The organism is Marinobacter sp. LV10MA510-1 (assembly GCF_002563885.1).
Classification (GTDB): domain Bacteria; phylum Pseudomonadota; class Gammaproteobacteria; order Pseudomonadales; family Oleiphilaceae; genus Marinobacter.
In genome coordinates, this window is sequence record NZ_PDJA01000001.1 from 411021 (window position 1) to 427528 (window position 16508).

15 protein-coding genes and 3 tRNA genes are annotated in these 16508 nt (G+C 55.1%); 13 read left to right on the forward strand and 5 right to left on the reverse strand.

The window, feature by feature from the left end; all coding sequences use genetic code 11:
• The first annotated feature begins 84 nt into the window (after window positions 1-84).
• From csrA to ATI45_RS01950, 8 genes are all read left to right on the forward strand, one after another.
• On the forward strand, window positions 85-282 hold the full coding sequence (gene csrA, locus ATI45_RS01915; protein WP_014870780.1) for a carbon storage regulator CsrA: 198 nt from the start codon (window positions 85-87) through the stop codon (window positions 280-282).
• A 128-nt stretch (window positions 283-410) separates the two neighbouring features.
• Window positions 411-500 (forward strand) — tRNA-Ser (locus tag ATI45_RS01920).
• Between the two features lie 67 nt (window positions 501-567).
• Window positions 568-644, forward strand: a tRNA-Arg gene (locus ATI45_RS01925).
• Window positions 645-680: 36 nt separating this feature from the next.
• Window positions 681-757, forward strand: a tRNA-Arg gene (locus tag ATI45_RS01930).
• Window positions 758-1046: 289 nt separating this feature from the next.
• A complete protein-coding gene (locus ATI45_RS01935; protein WP_098418036.1) occupies window positions 1047-2024 on the forward strand; it encodes a TAXI family TRAP transporter solute-binding subunit in 978 nt (325 codons plus the stop codon).
• Window positions 2025-2106: 82 nt separating this feature from the next.
• The gene (locus ATI45_RS01940) at window positions 2107-4287 is read left to right on the forward strand and encodes a TRAP transporter permease (protein WP_098418037.1); all 2181 of its coding nucleotides are present in this window, start codon (window positions 2107-2109) and stop codon (window positions 4285-4287) included.
• Between the two features lie 117 nt (window positions 4288-4404).
• Window positions 4405-6225 carry a sensor histidine kinase gene (locus ATI45_RS01945; RefSeq protein ID WP_098418038.1) on the forward strand — a complete coding sequence of 607 codons (1821 nt, stop codon included), beginning with the start codon at window positions 4405-4407 and terminating at the stop codon, window positions 6223-6225.
• A complete protein-coding gene (locus ATI45_RS01950; RefSeq protein WP_098418039.1) occupies window positions 6222-7574 on the forward strand; it encodes a sigma-54-dependent transcriptional regulator in 1353 nt (450 codons plus the stop codon). The genes ATI45_RS01945 and ATI45_RS01950 overlap by 4 nt, the downstream gene beginning before the upstream one ends.
• A gap of 29 nt (window positions 7575-7603) precedes the next feature.
• On the opposite strand, the gene ATI45_RS01955 is transcribed toward ATI45_RS01950, so the two are convergent.
• From ATI45_RS01955 to ATI45_RS01970, 4 genes are all read right to left on the reverse strand, one after another.
• Window positions 7604-8161, reverse strand: coding sequence for a winged helix DNA-binding protein (locus tag ATI45_RS01955; RefSeq protein WP_098418040.1), 558 nt, complete (start codon window positions 8159-8161; stop codon window positions 7604-7606).
• Window positions 8162-8214: 53 nt separating this feature from the next.
• Window positions 8215-9519, reverse strand: a complete 1305-nt coding sequence (locus ATI45_RS01960; RefSeq protein WP_098418041.1) for a TRAP transporter large permease — start codon at window positions 9517-9519, stop codon at window positions 8215-8217.
• Between the two features lie 4 nt (window positions 9520-9523).
• Entirely contained in the window at window positions 9524-10063 is a 540-nt protein-coding gene (locus tag ATI45_RS01965; protein WP_098418042.1) for a TRAP transporter small permease, read from the reverse strand.
• Window positions 10064-10155: 92 nt separating this feature from the next.
• Window positions 10156-11178, reverse strand: a complete 1023-nt coding sequence (locus ATI45_RS01970; RefSeq protein ID WP_098418043.1) for a TRAP transporter substrate-binding protein — start codon at window positions 11176-11178, stop codon at window positions 10156-10158.
• Between the two features lie 325 nt (window positions 11179-11503).
• Between ATI45_RS01970 and ATI45_RS01975 the strand changes: the two genes are divergently transcribed.
• Genes ATI45_RS01975 through ATI45_RS01985 form a run of 3 tightly spaced genes read left to right on the forward strand, consistent with a single transcriptional unit; the run spans window position 11504 to window position 13957 of the window.
• Complete coding sequence (locus tag ATI45_RS01975) at window positions 11504-12256, forward strand: 5-oxoprolinase subunit PxpA (protein ID WP_098418044.1); 753 nt, start codon at window positions 11504-11506, stop codon at window positions 12254-12256.
• On the forward strand, window positions 12240-13010 hold the full coding sequence (gene pxpB, locus ATI45_RS01980) for a 5-oxoprolinase subunit PxpB (RefSeq protein ID WP_098418045.1): 771 nt from the start codon (window positions 12240-12242) through the stop codon (window positions 13008-13010). Before ATI45_RS01975 ends, pxpB begins: the two co-directional genes overlap by 17 nt.
• A complete protein-coding gene (locus ATI45_RS01985; protein WP_098418046.1) occupies window positions 13007-13957 on the forward strand; it encodes a biotin-dependent carboxyltransferase family protein in 951 nt (316 codons plus the stop codon). The genes pxpB and ATI45_RS01985 overlap by 4 nt, the downstream gene beginning before the upstream one ends.
• Before the next feature lie 46 nt (window positions 13958-14003).
• Here ATI45_RS01985 and ATI45_RS01990 read toward each other — a convergent pair whose 3' ends face one another.
• The gene (locus ATI45_RS01990; RefSeq protein WP_098418047.1) at window positions 14004-14540 is read right to left on the reverse strand and encodes a DUF2058 domain-containing protein; all 537 of its coding nucleotides are present in this window, start codon (window positions 14538-14540) and stop codon (window positions 14004-14006) included.
• 111 nt (window positions 14541-14651) lie between these two features.
• On the opposite strand from ATI45_RS01990, the gene dbpA reads away from it, so the two are divergent.
• Both dbpA and ATI45_RS02000 read left to right on the forward strand, forming a co-directional pair.
• Window positions 14652-16025 carry an ATP-dependent RNA helicase DbpA gene (dbpA, locus tag ATI45_RS01995; protein WP_098418048.1) on the forward strand — a complete coding sequence of 458 codons (1374 nt, stop codon included), beginning with the start codon at window positions 14652-14654 and terminating at the stop codon, window positions 16023-16025.
• A gap of 226 nt (window positions 16026-16251) precedes the next feature.
• Window positions 16252-16503 carry an OadG family protein gene (locus tag ATI45_RS02000; protein WP_098418049.1) on the forward strand — a complete coding sequence of 84 codons (252 nt, stop codon included), beginning with the start codon at window positions 16252-16254 and terminating at the stop codon, window positions 16501-16503.
• The last annotated feature ends 5 nt before the right edge of the window (window positions 16504-16508 follow it).

A 16508-nucleotide genomic window follows, 5' to 3' on the forward strand; every position in this document is an offset into this window, starting at 1 on the left:
CGGAGGGCGCGTAATTCCACTATAAGTGAGCGCGTACGAAGCACCTATTTAAGAACAGGTCGCTTTTTCAGAGGGAGTAGGAATATGTTGATTTTAACACGCCGTGTAGGCGAGACCCTGATGGTCGGTGACGAAATAACCGTTACTGTGCTTGGGGTAAAGGGAAATCAGGTACGGATTGGTGTGAATGCACCCAAAGAAGTCGCTGTTCACCGCGAAGAGATCTATCAGCGCATTCAGGCGGAGAAAAGTTCAGATGAGGCTGAGCCGGGCAATCACTAGCTGGTCTAAAAAAGCTGCTTGCGAATTTTCGGAGCGGTTTTTTTGTGTTTAGTGAACTCCAAATGTAAAAAAATTCGTTTAACCCTATGAAAATGAAAAAATCGTGGTAGTATACGCCCCGTTCTCAAGGAGAGGTGGGTGAGTGGCTGAAACCAGTTCCCTGCTAAGGAACCGTACGCGCAAGTGTACCGAGGGTTCGAATCCCTCCCTCTCCGCCATTTCCTGTTTTAGGAAAGAGAGCCGGTTGATGTTGCAGTCAACCAAAGAAATGAAAGTGATCAATGTGCGGCTGTAGCTCAGCTGGATAGAGTACTCGGCTACGAACCGAGCGGTCGGAGGTTCGAATCCTCCCAGCCGCACCACTTTTAAAGTATCAGTTTTTGTAAACCCAAGTTTTAGCGGCTGTAGCTCAGCTGGATAGAGTACCTGGCTACGAACCAGGCGGTCGGAGGTTCGAATCCTCCCAGCCGCACCATATGAAGTCCAGAACGCCCCGATCTGTGGAAGCACAGTTCGGGGCGTTTTGCATTGGGCCTTTGCATTTCGCCGTACGTGTCATTACTTACCCGTATTTCTCCCCTGTTTCTCTCGAATGTGTCGTTTTTCACCCATTTTAGATCCCAAAAAACCTCTATAAAACATAACCATATGTTTTATAAGCTTAAAATTTATATGGTCCGTTAATTGCTTCATTTGATGTTACGCGGGGCCGTGCAGGCTTCGTTGAATACTAAAACAACACAATGATTCGGAGAGCATTCTTTATGAAAACCCAAGCCGTTATGGCAGTGGCACTCGCCTCCACGCTGGCCGTCGCAAATCCGGTCGTCGCCCAGGACCGGGCAGGTTGGCCTGACAACTTCACCGTAGGCACCGCCAGCCAGGGTGGCACCTACTTCGCGTACGGTGCTGGATGGGCCAACTTTGTCGCAGAAAACTTGGGCGTGTCAGGCGGCGCTGAGATCACCGGCGGCCCGATGCAGAATATGGCTCTGGTACACACCGGCGATCTAAAATTTGGTCTGACCACCATGGGCCCTGCACGGGAATCCATGGACGGCAACAGCCCAATAGCGCCAGGCATGAAAATGGACAACGTGTGCGCCATGTTCCCCATGTACGAAACTCCGTTCTCCGTGACGGCCCTGACCAGCTCCGGCATTACCTCTATTTCTGACATCCCCGATGGCGCAACCATCGGCTTTGGTCCGGCTGGTTCCACTTCAGACACCTACTTTCCACGCATGATGGAAACGCTTGGTGTGAACTTCGAGCGCCGCAACGGCAGCTGGTCGGACCTGGGTACCCAGTTGCAGGACGGCCTGATTGATGTTATCGCCTTTGCCGCTGGCATTCCGATTCCTGCGGTCAGTCAGCTGGAAGTGCAGACCGATGTAAATATCATTGGTATGACCGACGCCGAAGCAAAAAAAGTGGTTGATAACTTCCCCGTATCCGAATTCATTATTCCGGCAAACACCTACCAGTCCTTGGAAAAGGAATCTCGTGTAGTGTCTATGTGGAACTTCGCCATGGCCAATTGCGACGTGCCGGAGAGCCTTGTGTATGAAATTACCAAGCTGACTATGGAAAATAACGAGAGAATGGTGTCGATCCATAAGGCAGCTCAATTCTCCATTCCTGAAAATTACACCAAGAATAAAGTATTGCCGTGGCACAAAGGCGCGGCGCGTTGGTTCAACGAAAACGGTTACACCATCGAGCAAAGCAACATCAAGTAACGCTGTCACCGGAGGCGCCTGCGCCTCCGGTTAGTTTGCCGGCTACTTGCCGGCTCCGATTTGCCCGCTGGCAGGATATCCCATGACCCTCGAACAAAAACCCAAAAACTTCTCTGACATTGATGAAAGCCCAGATCATGTGCTTGCCCATGATGTGGACGAAGAACCCATAGAAAACAATCGCCGCCTGTTTGAAGGTAACCTGCTGAAGTTTGTGACGCTGTTGGCCATTGGTTACTCGTCGTTTCATCTTTATGCCCTGAATATTGCGCCTTTGGAAACCTGGTCTTTCCGGATTGTGCACATCGCTGGTGCCCTGATATTGGGTTTCATACTGTTTGCCGGTGCCCGTTTTGTGTCCGCGGAAGAGGGCGGCGCCCGCCATCGCTGGACCACCTGGGTAAGCGCTGTCGCCATGCTGCCAGCGCTTTATGTTTGCTATCAGGTGTTCACGTTTTGGCAAATGGTGCAAGACGGCGCATTGCGCATTCCCGTTAACCTGGAAACCTGGCACTTTGGCTGGCCACTGCTCGCTGTAACGGGCGTGACGATTATCATGAGCTGGTTCCACCAGCGTGAACGCTCGCGCTTCAGTCTGCCGGACCTGGTGCTGGTAGTGTGTTCAATTGCGGTAGCTGCTTACTTTCTAATGGCATATAACACCTCTATGCGGATGGCGACGGGCACATCCTTTGCACCGATTGGTATCTCCTTTGCTGCGGTTGCCGGTGTTGCGCTGATAATGAAACTGACTCGCCGTATGGCTGGCCTGGCTTTGGTTATTATCGGCCTGGTGTTTCTGGTGTATGTATTTGCCGGGCCCTATCTGCCGGGCTTTCTGGGCTATCCTGGTTTGTCGGTTCAGCGCTTTTTCAGCCAGGTGTATACCGATGCCGGTATTCTCGGGCCCACCACGGCTGTGTCGTCTACCTACATTATTCTGTTCATCATTTTCGCGGCCTTTCTTCAGGCCTCGAAAGTGGGTGATTATTTTGTGAACTTTGCTTTTTCCATCGCTGGCCGTTCCCGCGGGGGCCCCGCCAAGGTGTCCATTTTTGCTTCTGGCCTGATGGGTATGATCAACGGCACCAGTGCCGGCAACGTGGTGTCTACCGGTTCGTTGACCATACCGTTAATGAAAAAAGTCGGCTACAGCAAGAAATCCGCCGGTGCGGTGGAAGCGGCTGCGTCTACCGGTGGCCAGATCATGCCACCGATCATGGGCGCAGGCGCCTTTATCATGGCGGAAATTACCGGCATTCCTTACACCGAAATTGCGATTGCTGCGATTATTCCATCGATTCTGTATTTTGCTTCGGTGTACTTCATGGTGGATTTTGAAGCCGCCAAAACCGGTATGCGTGGCATGCGCGAAGATGAGTTGCCGAAACTTCGCAAGCTGATTAAACAGGTCTACCTGTTCGTGCCGATTATTATTCTGATTGTGGCGTTATTTATGGGCTATTCGGTGATTCGTGCCGGCACCCTGGCCACTATTTCCGCTGCGGTGGTGAGCTGGTTTTCGCCGAATAAGATGGGCATAGGCCTGATTCTGCGCGCATTGGAAATGGCGTCTTACATGGCCATCCAGATTATTGTGGTGTGTGCCGCAGCTGGCGTGATTGTGGGCGTTATTTCGCTGACCGGCGTGGGCGCACGATTCTCGGTGTTGCTGCTGGACGTGGCCGCAACCAGCCAATTACTGGCACTGGTTTTTGCCATGTTCATTTCCATTTTGCTGGGCATGGGGATGCCCACTACGGCCGCTTATGCGGTGGCCGCGTCGGTGGTCGCTCCGGGGCTGGTGCAGCTAGGCATCGAGCCTCTGACAGCGCACTTCTTCGTGTTCTACTTTGCCGTGGTTTCCGCGATTACGCCTCCGGTGGCGTTGGCATCTTACGCAGCCGCCGGTATTTCTGGGGCCAACGCTATGGAAACCTCGGTGGCCTCGTTCCGTATCGGTATTGCCGCCTTCATTGTTCCATTTATGTTCTTCTATAATGGCGCTTTGTTGATGAACGCCGAATGGTTTGAAATTGCCCGTTCGCTGGTCACTGCGCTGTTTGGAGTTTATATCCTGTCAGGCGGCGTACTGGGTTGGTTCGCTGACGTGTCAGCGTCTTGGGTAACCCGCATACTGCTGATTACCGCAGCCTTGCTGATGATTGAGGGCGGGTGGATAACGGATCTGACGGGTATCGGTATGGCGGCCGCAGCTTATATCATTCAGCGTCAGCGCCGTGAACGCCCGGCAGTAGCCTGAGCGCCGGCGCCGGGTTCGGTGCAGAATAACCTATAAACGGTGTTGTTCTGTGCCGGGCCCGGCACTAGCTTTGGGGGTTTTTAACGGTGCTTTTAATGGTGTTTTAGAGGCCGGTGTATGTTTTTCCGTTTTGGCGCTGTGCTGGTGTTTGTGGTGGTGCTTGCGACGGCCTGGGTTCTGGGCGGCTGGGTAGGGTACCGTCAGGTTGAACAGGAAAGCCTGGTGGAGTCTTTCCGTTACCGCCAGTTAGTGGCTAATGAGCTCAGTAGTTACCTTCCCATTCCTGAATTGATGGCCGAACATCCGCTGCTGGCGACTGCGTTGAACGCACCAGACAACACGGATGTTATTCTGCAGGCCAATGAAGAAATGCAACGAATGGCCACCATTGTGGGCAGCTCAGATGTATACCTGATGGATATGTCTGGCTTGACCATCGCGGCCAATAATTACCAGCAGGCCGGCAGCTTTGTCGGTCGTAACTTCAGTTTTCGGCCATATTTTTACGAAGCGATTAAAAGAAACGGTTCTGCCATTTATTTTGCCTTGGGTTCCACCTCTGGTGTACGCGGCCTGTACTTTTCCCACCCGGTTCATGACGAACGCGGCCAGGTGCTGGGAGTTGTGGCGGTAAAGGTGCTGGTGCATGAACTGGAATCGCAATGGATACGGCCGGCCTCAAGGCGTGAAGCCGAAATGCTGGTGCTGGACGCCGCCGGAGTGAGTTTTTTGTCCAGCCAGCCCCGCTGGCTTTACCGTGACTTTACTGGCAGCGATAACCCCGCACCCGGTGAGGCCTCACGCCTACGCTATCCGGAGCGGGATCTGGAACCGGTTCAGCTGGATTATCTGGATAAGCCCTGGGGCCTGTCGGGTCCGTCCGGCACCGTTCGTATTCGTGAAAATGGCGGAAGTCATGAATACCTCAGTGTTCGCACACCTTTGCCACGAATGGACTGGACGCTGCAGATAATGGTGAGCACCCGGTCGGTTATCTGGACGCGCCTGGGTTTTGTGCTTGGAGGCACGGCGCTTTACTTTGGGGTGTTGCTGACCTGGCTGTACTTGCGTGAACGCTATCGCCGCGAGGCCGAATTGGCCTTGCGCGGCGAACAGTTGGAGCTGAACGTTGCTGAGCGCACCGCAGATCTTGAACGCTCTAATCAGATGTTGGTTGAAGAAATCCAGCAGCGTGAGCAAGCCCAGACCGACCTGCGGGAAACCCAGCAGGAGCTGATACAGGCGGCAAAGCTTGCGGTTTTGGGTCAGATGTCTGCGGGCCTGAACCATGAAATGAGCCAGCCGCTGACGGCGATTCAGACCTACGCTCGCAACAGTCGGCGTTTTCTGCAAAAAGGCGCCAGCGATATGGTAGACGCTAACCTGGCAGAGATCGTGCTGCTGTGCGACAAAATGGCTGAGCTGACTCGCCAGTTTAAAGTGTTCGCGCGCAAATCCGAAGGGCCGCCCAGCATTGTCGATTTACGCCCGGCGGTGGACGCCTCTGTGAAGATCATCGCGGCCCAGAAAAACAGCGGGGATATTGACATTCAATGGCTACGGCCAGCACAGCCGACCTGGTGCCATGGTGATCAAATCCGCATCGAGCAGGTACTGGTGAACCTTCTGGCCAACGCCGTGCATGCGCTGGAAGGTTGCGCGCAGCCGGTTATTACCATAGACGTGGCGGAGCATCAGGGCTATTGGCTGTGCCGGGTGCGTGACAATGGCCGGGGCCTGCCGGCCAACACCGAGCAGTTGTTCGAACCGTTTTACACCACGAAACCGGTTAAGCAGGGCCTTGGGCTGGGGTTATCCATCTCGCGCCAGATTGTGGATGCGCTTGGCGGCCGTTTGTGCGGCCGCAATCGCAGCGATGGCGCAGGCGCAGGCGCGGAATTTGAATTTACACTGAAAAAGCGGGACACCCAAGTATGAGCCAAAGTGACGTCATCTTCGTGGACGATGAGCCGGATATACGTAAAGCCATTGCCCAGGCCCTGACTCTGGATGACCTGGCGGTGACCTGTTTTGACAATGCCACCGATGCGCTAGCGCAAATCGGTCGCGACTATAGCGGCGTTGTTCTGTGCGATTACAACATGCCTAACATGGATGGCCTGCAGCTGCTCAGCAGCCTGCAGCAGCTCGACGACACTATTCCGGTCATCATTCTGACCGGGCAGGGTGATATCAGCACTGCGGTGAGCGCCATGCAACAGGGCGCCTATGACTTCATCGAAAAGCCGTTTAACCAGGAGGAGCTGGTGGAATTGCTGCGCCACGCTTTGGAAAAGCGCCAGCTGGCGTTGGAAAACCGGCGTTTGAAGGCTCAGTTAAAGCAGCTAGCAAAACCCGGTCCGCGAATTCTGGGTGGTTCGGCCACCATGCAAAAGGTGATGGCCACCATTGACCCGATTCTGGATATTTCTGCGAACATTCTGCTATATGGTGAAACCGGTTCGGGCAAAGACGCACTGGCGCGCTACATCCACGAAAACAGTCGGCGCAGCAGTCATAATTTTGTCGCGATTAACTGTGGTGCTGTGCCGGAAAATCTAATTGAAAGTGAGTTGTTCGGCCACGAAGCGGGGGCGTTTACCGGTGCGGATAAACGCCGTATTGGCAAAATAGAGCACGCCCACCAGGGCACGCTGTTTCTGGATGAAGTGGAAAGCATGCCCATGCCGCTGCAGATTAAACTGCTGCGGGTGCTTGAAGAGCAGAAAGTTGAGCGTCTGGGTAGCAATCAGGTACAGCAGGTGGACGTACGCATTATTGCCGCCACCAAATCCAATCTGAAAACCCTCAGTGACGAGGGTGTGTTTCGTGCAGATCTTTACTACCGCCTGAATGTGGTGAAAGTGGATATCCCGCCACTGCGCGAGCGCAAGGAAGACATTCCCACGCTGTTTCACCACTTTGTGCTGATTGCAGCGGCCCGCTATGACCGCGAGAGCATCCCGTTGAACGCGGGCCAGGCAACTAAACTGACGCACCACGACTGGCCCGGCAACGTGCGTGAGCTGCGCAACCTGGCCGAACGCTATGTGTTGCTTGGCCCGGCAGCTCTGGACGAGACCGACACGGCTCAAGATACCAACGTGAATGGCCGCCGCACACTGGCGGAACTGATGGACGGCTTTGAACGCCTGGCCTTAATCAGTGCTTTGAATGCCTGCCATGGCAGTATCAAAGACACCATGGTTGAACTCGGGATTGCGCGCAAAACCCTGTACGACAAGATGAAAAAACACGGTCTGGACAAAGCCGAATTCAAAGAGTGAAGAGCGTCACCCTGCCGCTCTGCCGGCTTTTACAGGGAGGCCGCCGATCGCGCGGCCTGATCGTACAGGCCGGAAATACCACGCAAAAAACTAGCCACTTCGCCCAGATCGCTGTTGGCAAATCCCAGTGTTCGCAATGAATCCACCAGGCAGTTTTCACGGATTTCAGCGTAGCGTTTGCATACATCTTCACCTTTTTCAGTCACCGAATAGTAGGTTTCCTTACCTCGCCTTTCGGAAGCCACTACGCCGTGTTTCAGCAGTTTCTTCAGGGAGTAGGTGACGGTGTGGCTGTCTTCCACATTCAGCACCAGGCAGATGTCGGCGGATTTTTTAGCGCGATCTCGATGGTTCACGCTGTGCAGCACCAGCACGTCCAGTTGGCTTAACTCCTGCAGCCCGGCTGCGTTCATACAGCGCACCATCCATCGATCAAAGGCATTGCCGGCCACAATCAGGCCAAATTCCAACTCCGAAAGCTCCATGGCGCGGCCCGAGGCCAGGTGGGCAGAGGACACGATGGGCCCAACATTGCGCCGTGCCTTTGCGCTCTCGCCAGAGCCGTTCGCTGAATTTTTTGTTTTCATAACGTGATATCACCGTTGTTAAAAATCATGATGGGTTAGCGCTGAGTGTTGCCTTATCTGCCCATTTGGCTGGGCAGATACGTGACGATGGCAGGGAACAGCGTTATTAGTACCACTGCGCTCAGAATCAGCAGGAAATAGGGCAAAGCGGCCCAGGCAATTCGCAGAATATTTTCCCCGGTCAGGCCTTGAATCACGAACAGATTAAAGCCAACCGGGGGTGTTATCTGGCTCATTTCCACCACAATCACCAGGTAGATACCGAACCAGAGCGGGTCAATGCCAGCGGCCTGCACCATCGGCAGAATCACCGAGGTAGTCAGTACCACTACGGAAATGCCATCCAGAAAGCAGCCCAGCAGAATGAAGAACAGGGTCAGCGCCAGCAGTAACATATTGGGCGAAAGGTTAAGGGTGTTGATCCAGGTAGCCAGTTCGCGAGGGATACCGGTAAAGGCCATGGAGGTTGTCAGAAAGTGGGCACCCATCAGTATAAAGGCAATCATGGACGACGTTTTCACCGTACCCATCATCGCGCTGATAAAGGTATCACGGCTCATGGAGCCGCCTTTCCACGACAACAGGTGAGCCAGCGCTACGCCAACGGCCGCGGACTCGGTGGGCGAGGCCAAGCCACCATAGATAGAGCCGATCACACCAATTATCAGCAGCATCACCGGAATCAGCGGGCGGCTGCGACGCAGTTTGGCGCGAAAAGACAGGTGTTCCGCTTCGCCGGTCGGGATGCCCTCCGGGTTCAGCAGCGACCAGATCATGACATAGCCGCCAAACAGCAGCATCAGCATAAGGCCGGGCAGAATACCCGCTACGAACAGGCGCGCAATGGACTGCTCGGTGGCCACGCCGTAAACAATCAGAATGATCGAGGGTGGGATTAACAGCCCCAGGGTGGCAGAACCGGCCAAAGTGCCCAGTATCTGATTTTTGTTATAGCCGCGGCGGGTAAGTTCCGGTATCGACATTTTGCCGATGGTGGCTGCTGTAGCGGCGGACGAGCCCGATATCGCCGCGAAAATGCCACAACCCAGAATGTTGGTGTGCAGTAATTTTCCCGGAACTTTGCCCACCCACGGAGAAATGCCGCTGAACATTTCTTCAGACAAGCGTGAGCGGAACAACACTTCACCCATCCAGATAAACATCGGTAACGCGGCCAGTTCCCAAGACACGCTGGCGCTGTAAAAAGCGGTCGACAGGCTGTCGCCCACCGGGACGTTGCTGAAGAAATACAGCGAAATACAACCGATGGCCGTTAACGAAAACGCCACCCATAAACCCGCGCCCAGCAATGCCAGCAGCAGCACCAGAAGCAGTAGGCTCATCCAGATCATTTCCACGGGCTTACTCCTGAGGTGCTTCGTCGTGAAGTTGGGTTATACGGCCGCTGAGCAACGACACAAGAGCGTCTAACAGGGCGACCAATAACCACAGCAGACCCATGACCATCGCCGCCTGCGGAATCCACAGCGGCACCGGTACCATGCCGATGGATAGGTCGCCGAAATCGTAGCTGTCCCACGTCAGCCAAGCGCTGTGCCAGGCTGCAAAGGCAGTAATGGCAGCGGCTGATAGCAGAGCCAGGATGTCCATAATGCGGTGGGCAGAGTGGGGCAGGCGTTGTAACAGCAGAGTCACGCGAATGTGCCCGCCCTGCCAGAAGGTGTAGGCCAGGCCAAAAAACGTAGCGCCCAGAAGCATAAACGCCGCCAGTTCAGCCAGCCCTGGCACGTTCAGTCCCAAAGGGCTGAAACCCAACCAGGTCAGTAATTCATCAAGTACCCGGCTGAGTACCTGGGCAACAATCATGACCATGATTAATGTCAGGTTGATCGCGGAAAGGGCACCCCCCAACCGATAGAATGCGTCCAGAGCCCTGCGCATAGTGATGTTCCTCTGTTATGCCTGCATTGCAGGGCTGGCATGAATGAATACGTGGAGGCACGAGGCGCCCGTGCTCCACTATGGGCTTGGCATCAACGCTGGTGGTAAGCGTCCAGAAGAGCTTGGCCATCGCTGCCGGCGCGCTCGAGCCATTCTTCGGTCATGGTTTCGCCAATTTTCTGTAGGCGTTTTACCAGTTGCGCAGAGGGCTCCGACACGACAATGCCGTTATCTCGCATGATTTTGATTTTGGCGTCGGTTTCTTCTTTGCTGGCGTCCCATCCGCGCTTCTCAGCCACTGCTGCTGCGTCTTCCAGCGCTTTTTGGGTCGCTTCAGGCAAACTGCGGAAGGCCTTGGCGTTCACTACAACCATGTTCTTCGGCAGCCACAGTTGGGCGTGGTTAAAGTGGCTGAGATAATCCCAGGCGCGGGTGTTGGCCCCGGTCGACGGCGACGTAATCATGGCGTCAACACGGCCGGTGCCAAAGGCGGTGGGAATGTCCGGCACTTCTACCTGGGTGGGGATGGCTCCCAACAAATCGGCCAGCTGCTCGCTGGATTTGTTGTAGGCGCGCATTTTCACGCCTTTGAGTTCTTCACCGCTTTCAACTGCGAACTGGGTATAAATACCTTGGGGTGGCCAGGGCACTGCGAACAGCAGCTTCAAACGCTGACTTTCCAGGCGCTCTGCCAGGACGTCTTTAGAGGCCAGCCATAACTTCCAGGCCTGATCGTAATCACTGGCCAGATACGGCACCGAGTCGACTTCAAACAGCGGATCTTCGTTGGCCAGGCGCGACATGATCAACTCGCCAATGGGCACCAGCCCGCGGCGCACGGAGTTCTTGATTTCCGGGTGTTTGATCAGCGAGCCACTGCTGTGCACTGTAATGTTCAGATCGCCGTTAGTGGCGTCGCGCACATCGTCAGCAAACTGACGGATGTTCGCGGTGTGGAAGTTGGAATCGCCATAGGGCGTGGGCATGTCCCATTCGGTGGCCTGCGCTCCGCTTACCATAAAGCCGAGCATGGCGGCTGTCAGGGTGGCACTAACACGCTTTAGGCTGAAGCCTTTTTTAACGGGTAAGTGAACGGTTTGTATGGGGTTTTTCATAGGTTTTGCCTCCCGGAGCTGACGCCGGAGCCGTCAGCAGATGTTGTTGTTTTCAGTGAGTCGTAAAGTGCGGCGAAAAAGCCGCCTTGATGCGCCTCGTGAGCTAAAATTAGCTATGGGTTGATGATGTGTCAAACTATTTATCAAAATAATATACGTAAATTCACTTTGTAATGCAGGTAATTTATCTATAAATTGTTTGTGTTGAGGGTGGGTTTGGGATGATTTTGCGCCCGCGCTTGTCGCCATTTATTACAACCAATACTTGCTACAGCAACAATTCGCACAGCCAGAATTCATTACAGTCATAAGCCCGGAGGCTCACATGCTATTGAATTGCGATATCGGTGAAAGCTACGGCGCCTGGACCATGGGTCTGGATGATCAGGTCATGCCGTTTATTGACCAGGCCAACATCGCTTGCGGGTTTCACGCCGGCGACCCGCGAGTGATGTTCAATACGGTGCGCCTGGCGTTGGAACACGGGGTCACCCTGGGGGCCCATCCGGCGTATCCGGATCTTCAAGGGTTTGGTCGCCGGTCTATGGTCTGCTCAGCAGACGAAATTCACGCCATGGTGTTGTATCAGGTGGGTGCGCTGGCGCAGATAGCCGCTTCTCAGGGTGGCCGGGTGAGCTATGTAAAGCCCCACGGCGCGCTATATAACGACATGATGCGCGACGAGGTGATACTGCGAGCAATCCTCGAGGCGCTGGCGAAATCGCCGCAAACCTTGGCGTTGATGGCCATGACCACAGCGGACAACCAGCGACTGAAACAGTTATGCGCGGAATACGGCGTAGCTTTGCTGCTGGAAGCCTTCGCCGATCGCGCCTATGACAGCGCCGGGTATTTGGTTTCGCGCAGTCAGACGGGTTCCGTACACCACGATTCCAGCATCATCGTGCAGCAGGCACTGGCTTTTGCCCGTGGTCAGAGCATTCAGTCGACAGAAGGCAAAGCCTTGCATCTGGAAGCGGACACGCTGTGCGTGCACGGTGACAACCCGGAGTCTGTGGCAGCTGTGCGGGCCATTCGTGACGCGTTCAGGGAGCTGGGTGATGCATTGGCGCTATGACATCAGCGGAATAGATACCGTTACCCTGCATTTTGGTCAGCGTATCGACGCAGCTCTGGTTACCCCGATTCACCGTGCGGCAATCGCTTTAAAAGCAAGCCTGGGCGCGCGGCTGCTGGATGCGGTGCCGTCTTACACCACTCTGCTTTTGCGTTATGATGTGTTGCAGGACGATCTGGCCAGTTTGATGGGGCAGGTGAGTGAAGTGCTGAACCAGCTGCCCGATGTTGCCGAAGACGTTGATGCTGAATCAGAGATTATTGAAGTTCCAGTGTTTTATCACCCCAGCGTCGGGCCGGATCTGAAACGCTTGGCGCAGCGTGCAGGTTTCAGCGTGGAAGAGGTTATTCGCCGCCACAGCGAGCGCCTTTACCAGGTATTCGCCATTGGCTTTGCCCCGGGTTTTGCCTACCTGGGCGAGGTGGCCGAAGAGTTAAGTGTGCCTCGGCTTGCCAACCCGCGGGCAAAAGTGCCGGCGGGTACGCTGGGTATTGCCGACACCCAAACCGCGCTTTATCCTATAGTGTCGCCTGGCGGTTGGAATCTGATTGGCCGTACTCCTTTGGCCCTGTTTGATCAGTCCCGCGCACAGCCCAGCCTGCTGGAAGCCGGCCAAACAGTGCGCTTCCGCCCGATAGCACAAGACGAATACCTTAAGCTTGGCGGTCGCCTTGACGATTTGCCCTGGGGCATGGAGCCGGGTTTGGAAATACAGCAAGGCGCGCCTGCTGAAAAGCAGGGGGGAAAGTTGTGACTCACTCCAAGCTCGGTTTGTTGATTGAAAAACCCGGTTTCCTGAGCCTGATTCAAGACGCCGGGCGCCGCGGAGTGATGCACTTGGGGCTGGCCACGGGCGGCCCCATGGATCGCCACGCTTGGGCGTGGGCAAACTATCTGTTGGGCAACCGCTTTGGGGCGGCAGCCGTAGAGATCACCTTTGGCCAAGTGGAGTTTGTCAGCCAGCTGAACACCCGTATTGCCATTACCGGAGCAAAGGTGACGGTCACGGTGAACGGAGCATCGCAGCCGTTGTGGGCCACGCTGTCGCTGAAAGCCGGGGACAGGGTGGCATTGAGTGCGCCCTGTGCCGGGCTTCGCAGTTATCTGGCCGTTGCCGGTGGTTTTAGCGTTGCCGCAGGTTTGGGCAACAGCTGCGCTACGTTGCACCGGGAGAAAACCGGAGGCCTGCATCGCGATGGACAACCGTTAAAAGCCGGCGATCTGCTGCCTTGTGAATCCCAGACCCAAACCCCGCCGTTACAGCGCCAGGTGCCTGCCGGCTGGATACCCGATTACCGCGAGGCGCTCATTCTGGATGTGATTATGGGGGCGCAGGTAGAGCGTTTTCCCGCCAGTTCTCTGGAGTGCTTCTTCACTCAGCCTTACACTTTGAGCCCGCAAAGCGATCGCATGGGCGCAAGGTTAAACGGCCCGGCGCTAGAGGTGTTTGGCGAACGTCTGATTTCCGAAGGCATCAGCCTGGGTGCAGTTCAGGTGCCGGCCAATGGTTTGCCCATCATTTTGCTAAACGACCGGCAAACCATTGGTGGCTACCCCAAACTGGGGGCCGTAACGCCCGGCAGCTTGGATGCGCTGGCTCAGCGCCAGCCGGGCAGCCAGCTGCAGTTCCGTCCGGTGGCCTTGTATGAGGCCCAGAGGCGTGAAAAGGGCTTCTTGAGTTTTTTTAACACGCTCCTTTGATGCATTGTTAAATAGAAAAATTCAGTGGGTCTTTTAAGGTGAGGTGTTACCACATAAGATCGTCCGGGATCTCATAGCCGGCGTAAGGATCGTCGTCGCCTAGGTCGTCTTTCGTACGCTCGTGCAAGACCACAACGGCCTGGGCGTCCCGTTCCTGGATTTTGCGTGCTACGCCTTCGGCGACAATCTCGTAATCGCCACCGACGCAGATGATTGCCAGACGGCCGCGGGCCAGCTGGTCAGCCATCATGTCGTCCACATACATTTTCTTGATTTTTTTGTCATGAACAAACTGGTAAGACGTTTCGCCATGGCTGCGATTCAGCCGGTTTGTCCCCACTAACTGGCGAATCTGGGCCTGTATGGCTTTTTTCTGGGCTTCGGCCTGGCGTTTCTGGTTCAATTGACGGTCGTGCTCGGTTTTTTCTTCTCGCGCCTGCTGTACTCGCTGCTCGGCTTCATTTACCTGCACCGTGCCCTTGGGCTGCTGTTTGCGCTGTTTGTGCTTTTCATTACGAATAGCTGTGGCCTTTTTTTTGTCGGCCAGGCCGGCTTTCAGTAACTGGTCCTGCAGGGACGCCATGGGGTAACTCCGTTAATTGATAGGAAACTCTGTTATTATTCCACCAGCCGCAGTATACGCCCTCGCGTTTACCTTCTTAACCAGCAACTGCTGATTCCGGGATTTTCTTGTATGCCTTCCTTTAAAGACCTTGAACTGTCTGCCGCCATGCAGGCCAATCTTGAGCGCCTGGGTTTTACCGAACCCACCGATATTCAGGCGCGGGCCTTACCCCATTGTCTGGCGGGCCAGGACGTTATCGCCCTGGCGCACACCGGCAGCGGCAAAACCGCAGCCTTTGGTATTGGTCTGATTGAGCATGTGAAACCCAAGCAGTTCTCGGTACAAAGCCTGGTGCTGTGCCCCACTCGGGAATTGGCTGATCAGGTCGCCAAGGCTTTGCGGGAACTGGCCCGTGCCCGCGACAATATAAAAATACTCACCCTGTGCGGTGGTGTGTCGATTGGCCCTCAGATCGGCTCGCTGGCCCATGGCGCTCATATAGTTGTGGGTACACCAGGGCGAATAGCCGATCATCTGCAAAAAGGCACGCTGAAACTGGATCGGGTGTGCACCGTGGTGCTGGACGAAGCCGATCGCATGTTGGATATGGGGTTTCAGGAAACCGTGGAAAACATTCTTTCACACGCGCCTGCACAGCACCAGACTCTGCTGTTTTCAGCCACTTGGCCTGAATCGATTCGCAAACTCAGCGCCGGTTTTCAGCGTGAGCCGGTGGATGTGCGGGCGCAAACCGAGAAGATGAACAGTGATATTGCCGAGGTGTTCTACGAAATTTCTGGCAATCAGCGTACCCGCGCCATCGTGGCTCTGCTGTCGCAGCATCAACCTACATCCTGCCTGGTGTTCTGTGCTATGAAACATCAGTGTGACGAGCTGGCGGCCGAGCTGTCCCAGCAGGGCTTTTCGGCGCTGGCATTGCACGGTGATCTGGAGCAGCGCGACCGCGACAGCGTGCTGGTACGTTTTGCCAATCAAAGTTGCCAGGTATTGGTGGCCACCGACGTGGCGGCCCGTGGGCTGGATATTAAGTCATTGCCATTGGTTGTGAACGCCGAACCGGCAGGTGATCCAGAAATACACACACACCGCATCGGTCGCACCGGTCGCGCCGGTGAGCAGGGGCTGGCCGTTACGCTTTGCAACCCGTCTCAGGGCCACAAAATCAATCGCCTTGAAAGCGAACGCGGTGCATCGGTCACTTGGGGCGATAGTGAGCCATTACTGGCCACCGTGCCAAAACCGATGAAGCCGCTGATGAAAACCCTGTGCATAGCCTCAGGCCGCAAAGAAAAATTGCGCCCAGGTGATGTGATGGGCGCTCTGACCGGCGACGGCGGCTTGCCTGGTAGCGCCGTTGGTAAAATAAATGTGTTTGAATTTCAGTGTTTTGTAGCGGTGGAAAGCCGCCACGCTGGACGTGCGTTGGAACAGTTGGAGCGCGGCAAGGTAAAAGGTCGCAAGCTGCGGGCACGATTAGTCTAGATTGGCTTAAGTGTGGGATGTTCGGCGGGAGAATGGGTGGAAAAATACCCAAAAATACTTGGAAAGTCCGTATAGCCATTTGTATTCTGGTTGCTGATCACTCATTAAACCGGTAAATTACGCAGGATTTTGCATCCCGGTTTCATTGAATAAAGCGCCGAATCTATGGCTTGTCGGTACGGATTCCCGGGAAAAAGTCACTAACCAAGACAGGTAGCTATTCGTTATGAATGAGCTGATGACCCAAGCTATTGATTTGATGATTGCGGGTATGGGATTTGTATTTGCGTTTCTGATCGTGCTGGTATTCGCAACGCTGATCATGTCTAAGCTGCTGAACCGGTTTACCGCGCCCGAGCCCGCAACTCCGGCCAGAACGTCTCGCGCCAAGCCCAAGGCGAAACCGTCGGTTGATCCCGACGTCGCAGAGGCGATCAAACAGGCGGTTGCTCAATTCCGGTCGCGTCACAAAAAGTGACCCGG

Bases quoted from the DNA above. Each gene is read 5' to 3' on its own strand.
- csrA (WP_014870780.1), top strand. From the start codon at position 85: ATGTTGATTTTAACACGCCGTGTAGGCGAGACCCTGATGGTCGGTGAC.
- ATI45_RS01935 (WP_098418036.1), top strand. From the start codon at position 1,047: ATGAAAACCCAAGCCGTTATGGCAGTGGCACTCGCCTCCACGCTGGCC.
- ATI45_RS01940 (WP_098418037.1), top strand. From the start codon at position 2,107: ATGACCCTCGAACAAAAACCCAAAAACTTCTCTGACATTGATGAAAGC.
- ATI45_RS01945 (WP_098418038.1), top strand. From the start codon at position 4,405: ATGTTTTTCCGTTTTGGCGCTGTGCTGGTGTTTGTGGTGGTGCTTGCG.
- ATI45_RS01950 (WP_098418039.1), top strand. From the start codon at position 6,222: ATGAGCCAAAGTGACGTCATCTTCGTGGACGATGAGCCGGATATACGT.
- ATI45_RS01955 (WP_098418040.1), bottom strand. From the start codon at position 8,161: ATGAAAACAAAAAATTCAGCGAACGGCTCTGGCGAGAGCGCAAAGGCA.
- ATI45_RS01965 (WP_098418042.1), bottom strand. From the start codon at position 10,063: ATGCGCAGGGCTCTGGACGCATTCTATCGGTTGGGGGGTGCCCTTTCC.
- ATI45_RS01970 (WP_098418043.1), bottom strand. From the start codon at position 11,178: ATGAAAAACCCCATACAAACCGTTCACTTACCCGTTAAAAAAGGCTTC.
- ATI45_RS01975 (WP_098418044.1), top strand. From the start codon at position 11,504: ATGCTATTGAATTGCGATATCGGTGAAAGCTACGGCGCCTGGACCATG.
- pxpB (WP_098418045.1), top strand. From the start codon at position 12,240: ATGCATTGGCGCTATGACATCAGCGGAATAGATACCGTTACCCTGCAT.
- ATI45_RS01990 (WP_098418047.1), bottom strand. From the start codon at position 14,540: ATGGCGTCCCTGCAGGACCAGTTACTGAAAGCCGGCCTGGCCGACAAA.
- dbpA (WP_098418048.1), top strand. From the start codon at position 14,652: ATGCCTTCCTTTAAAGACCTTGAACTGTCTGCCGCCATGCAGGCCAAT.
- ATI45_RS02000 (WP_098418049.1), top strand. From the start codon at position 16,252: ATGAATGAGCTGATGACCCAAGCTATTGATTTGATGATTGCGGGTATG.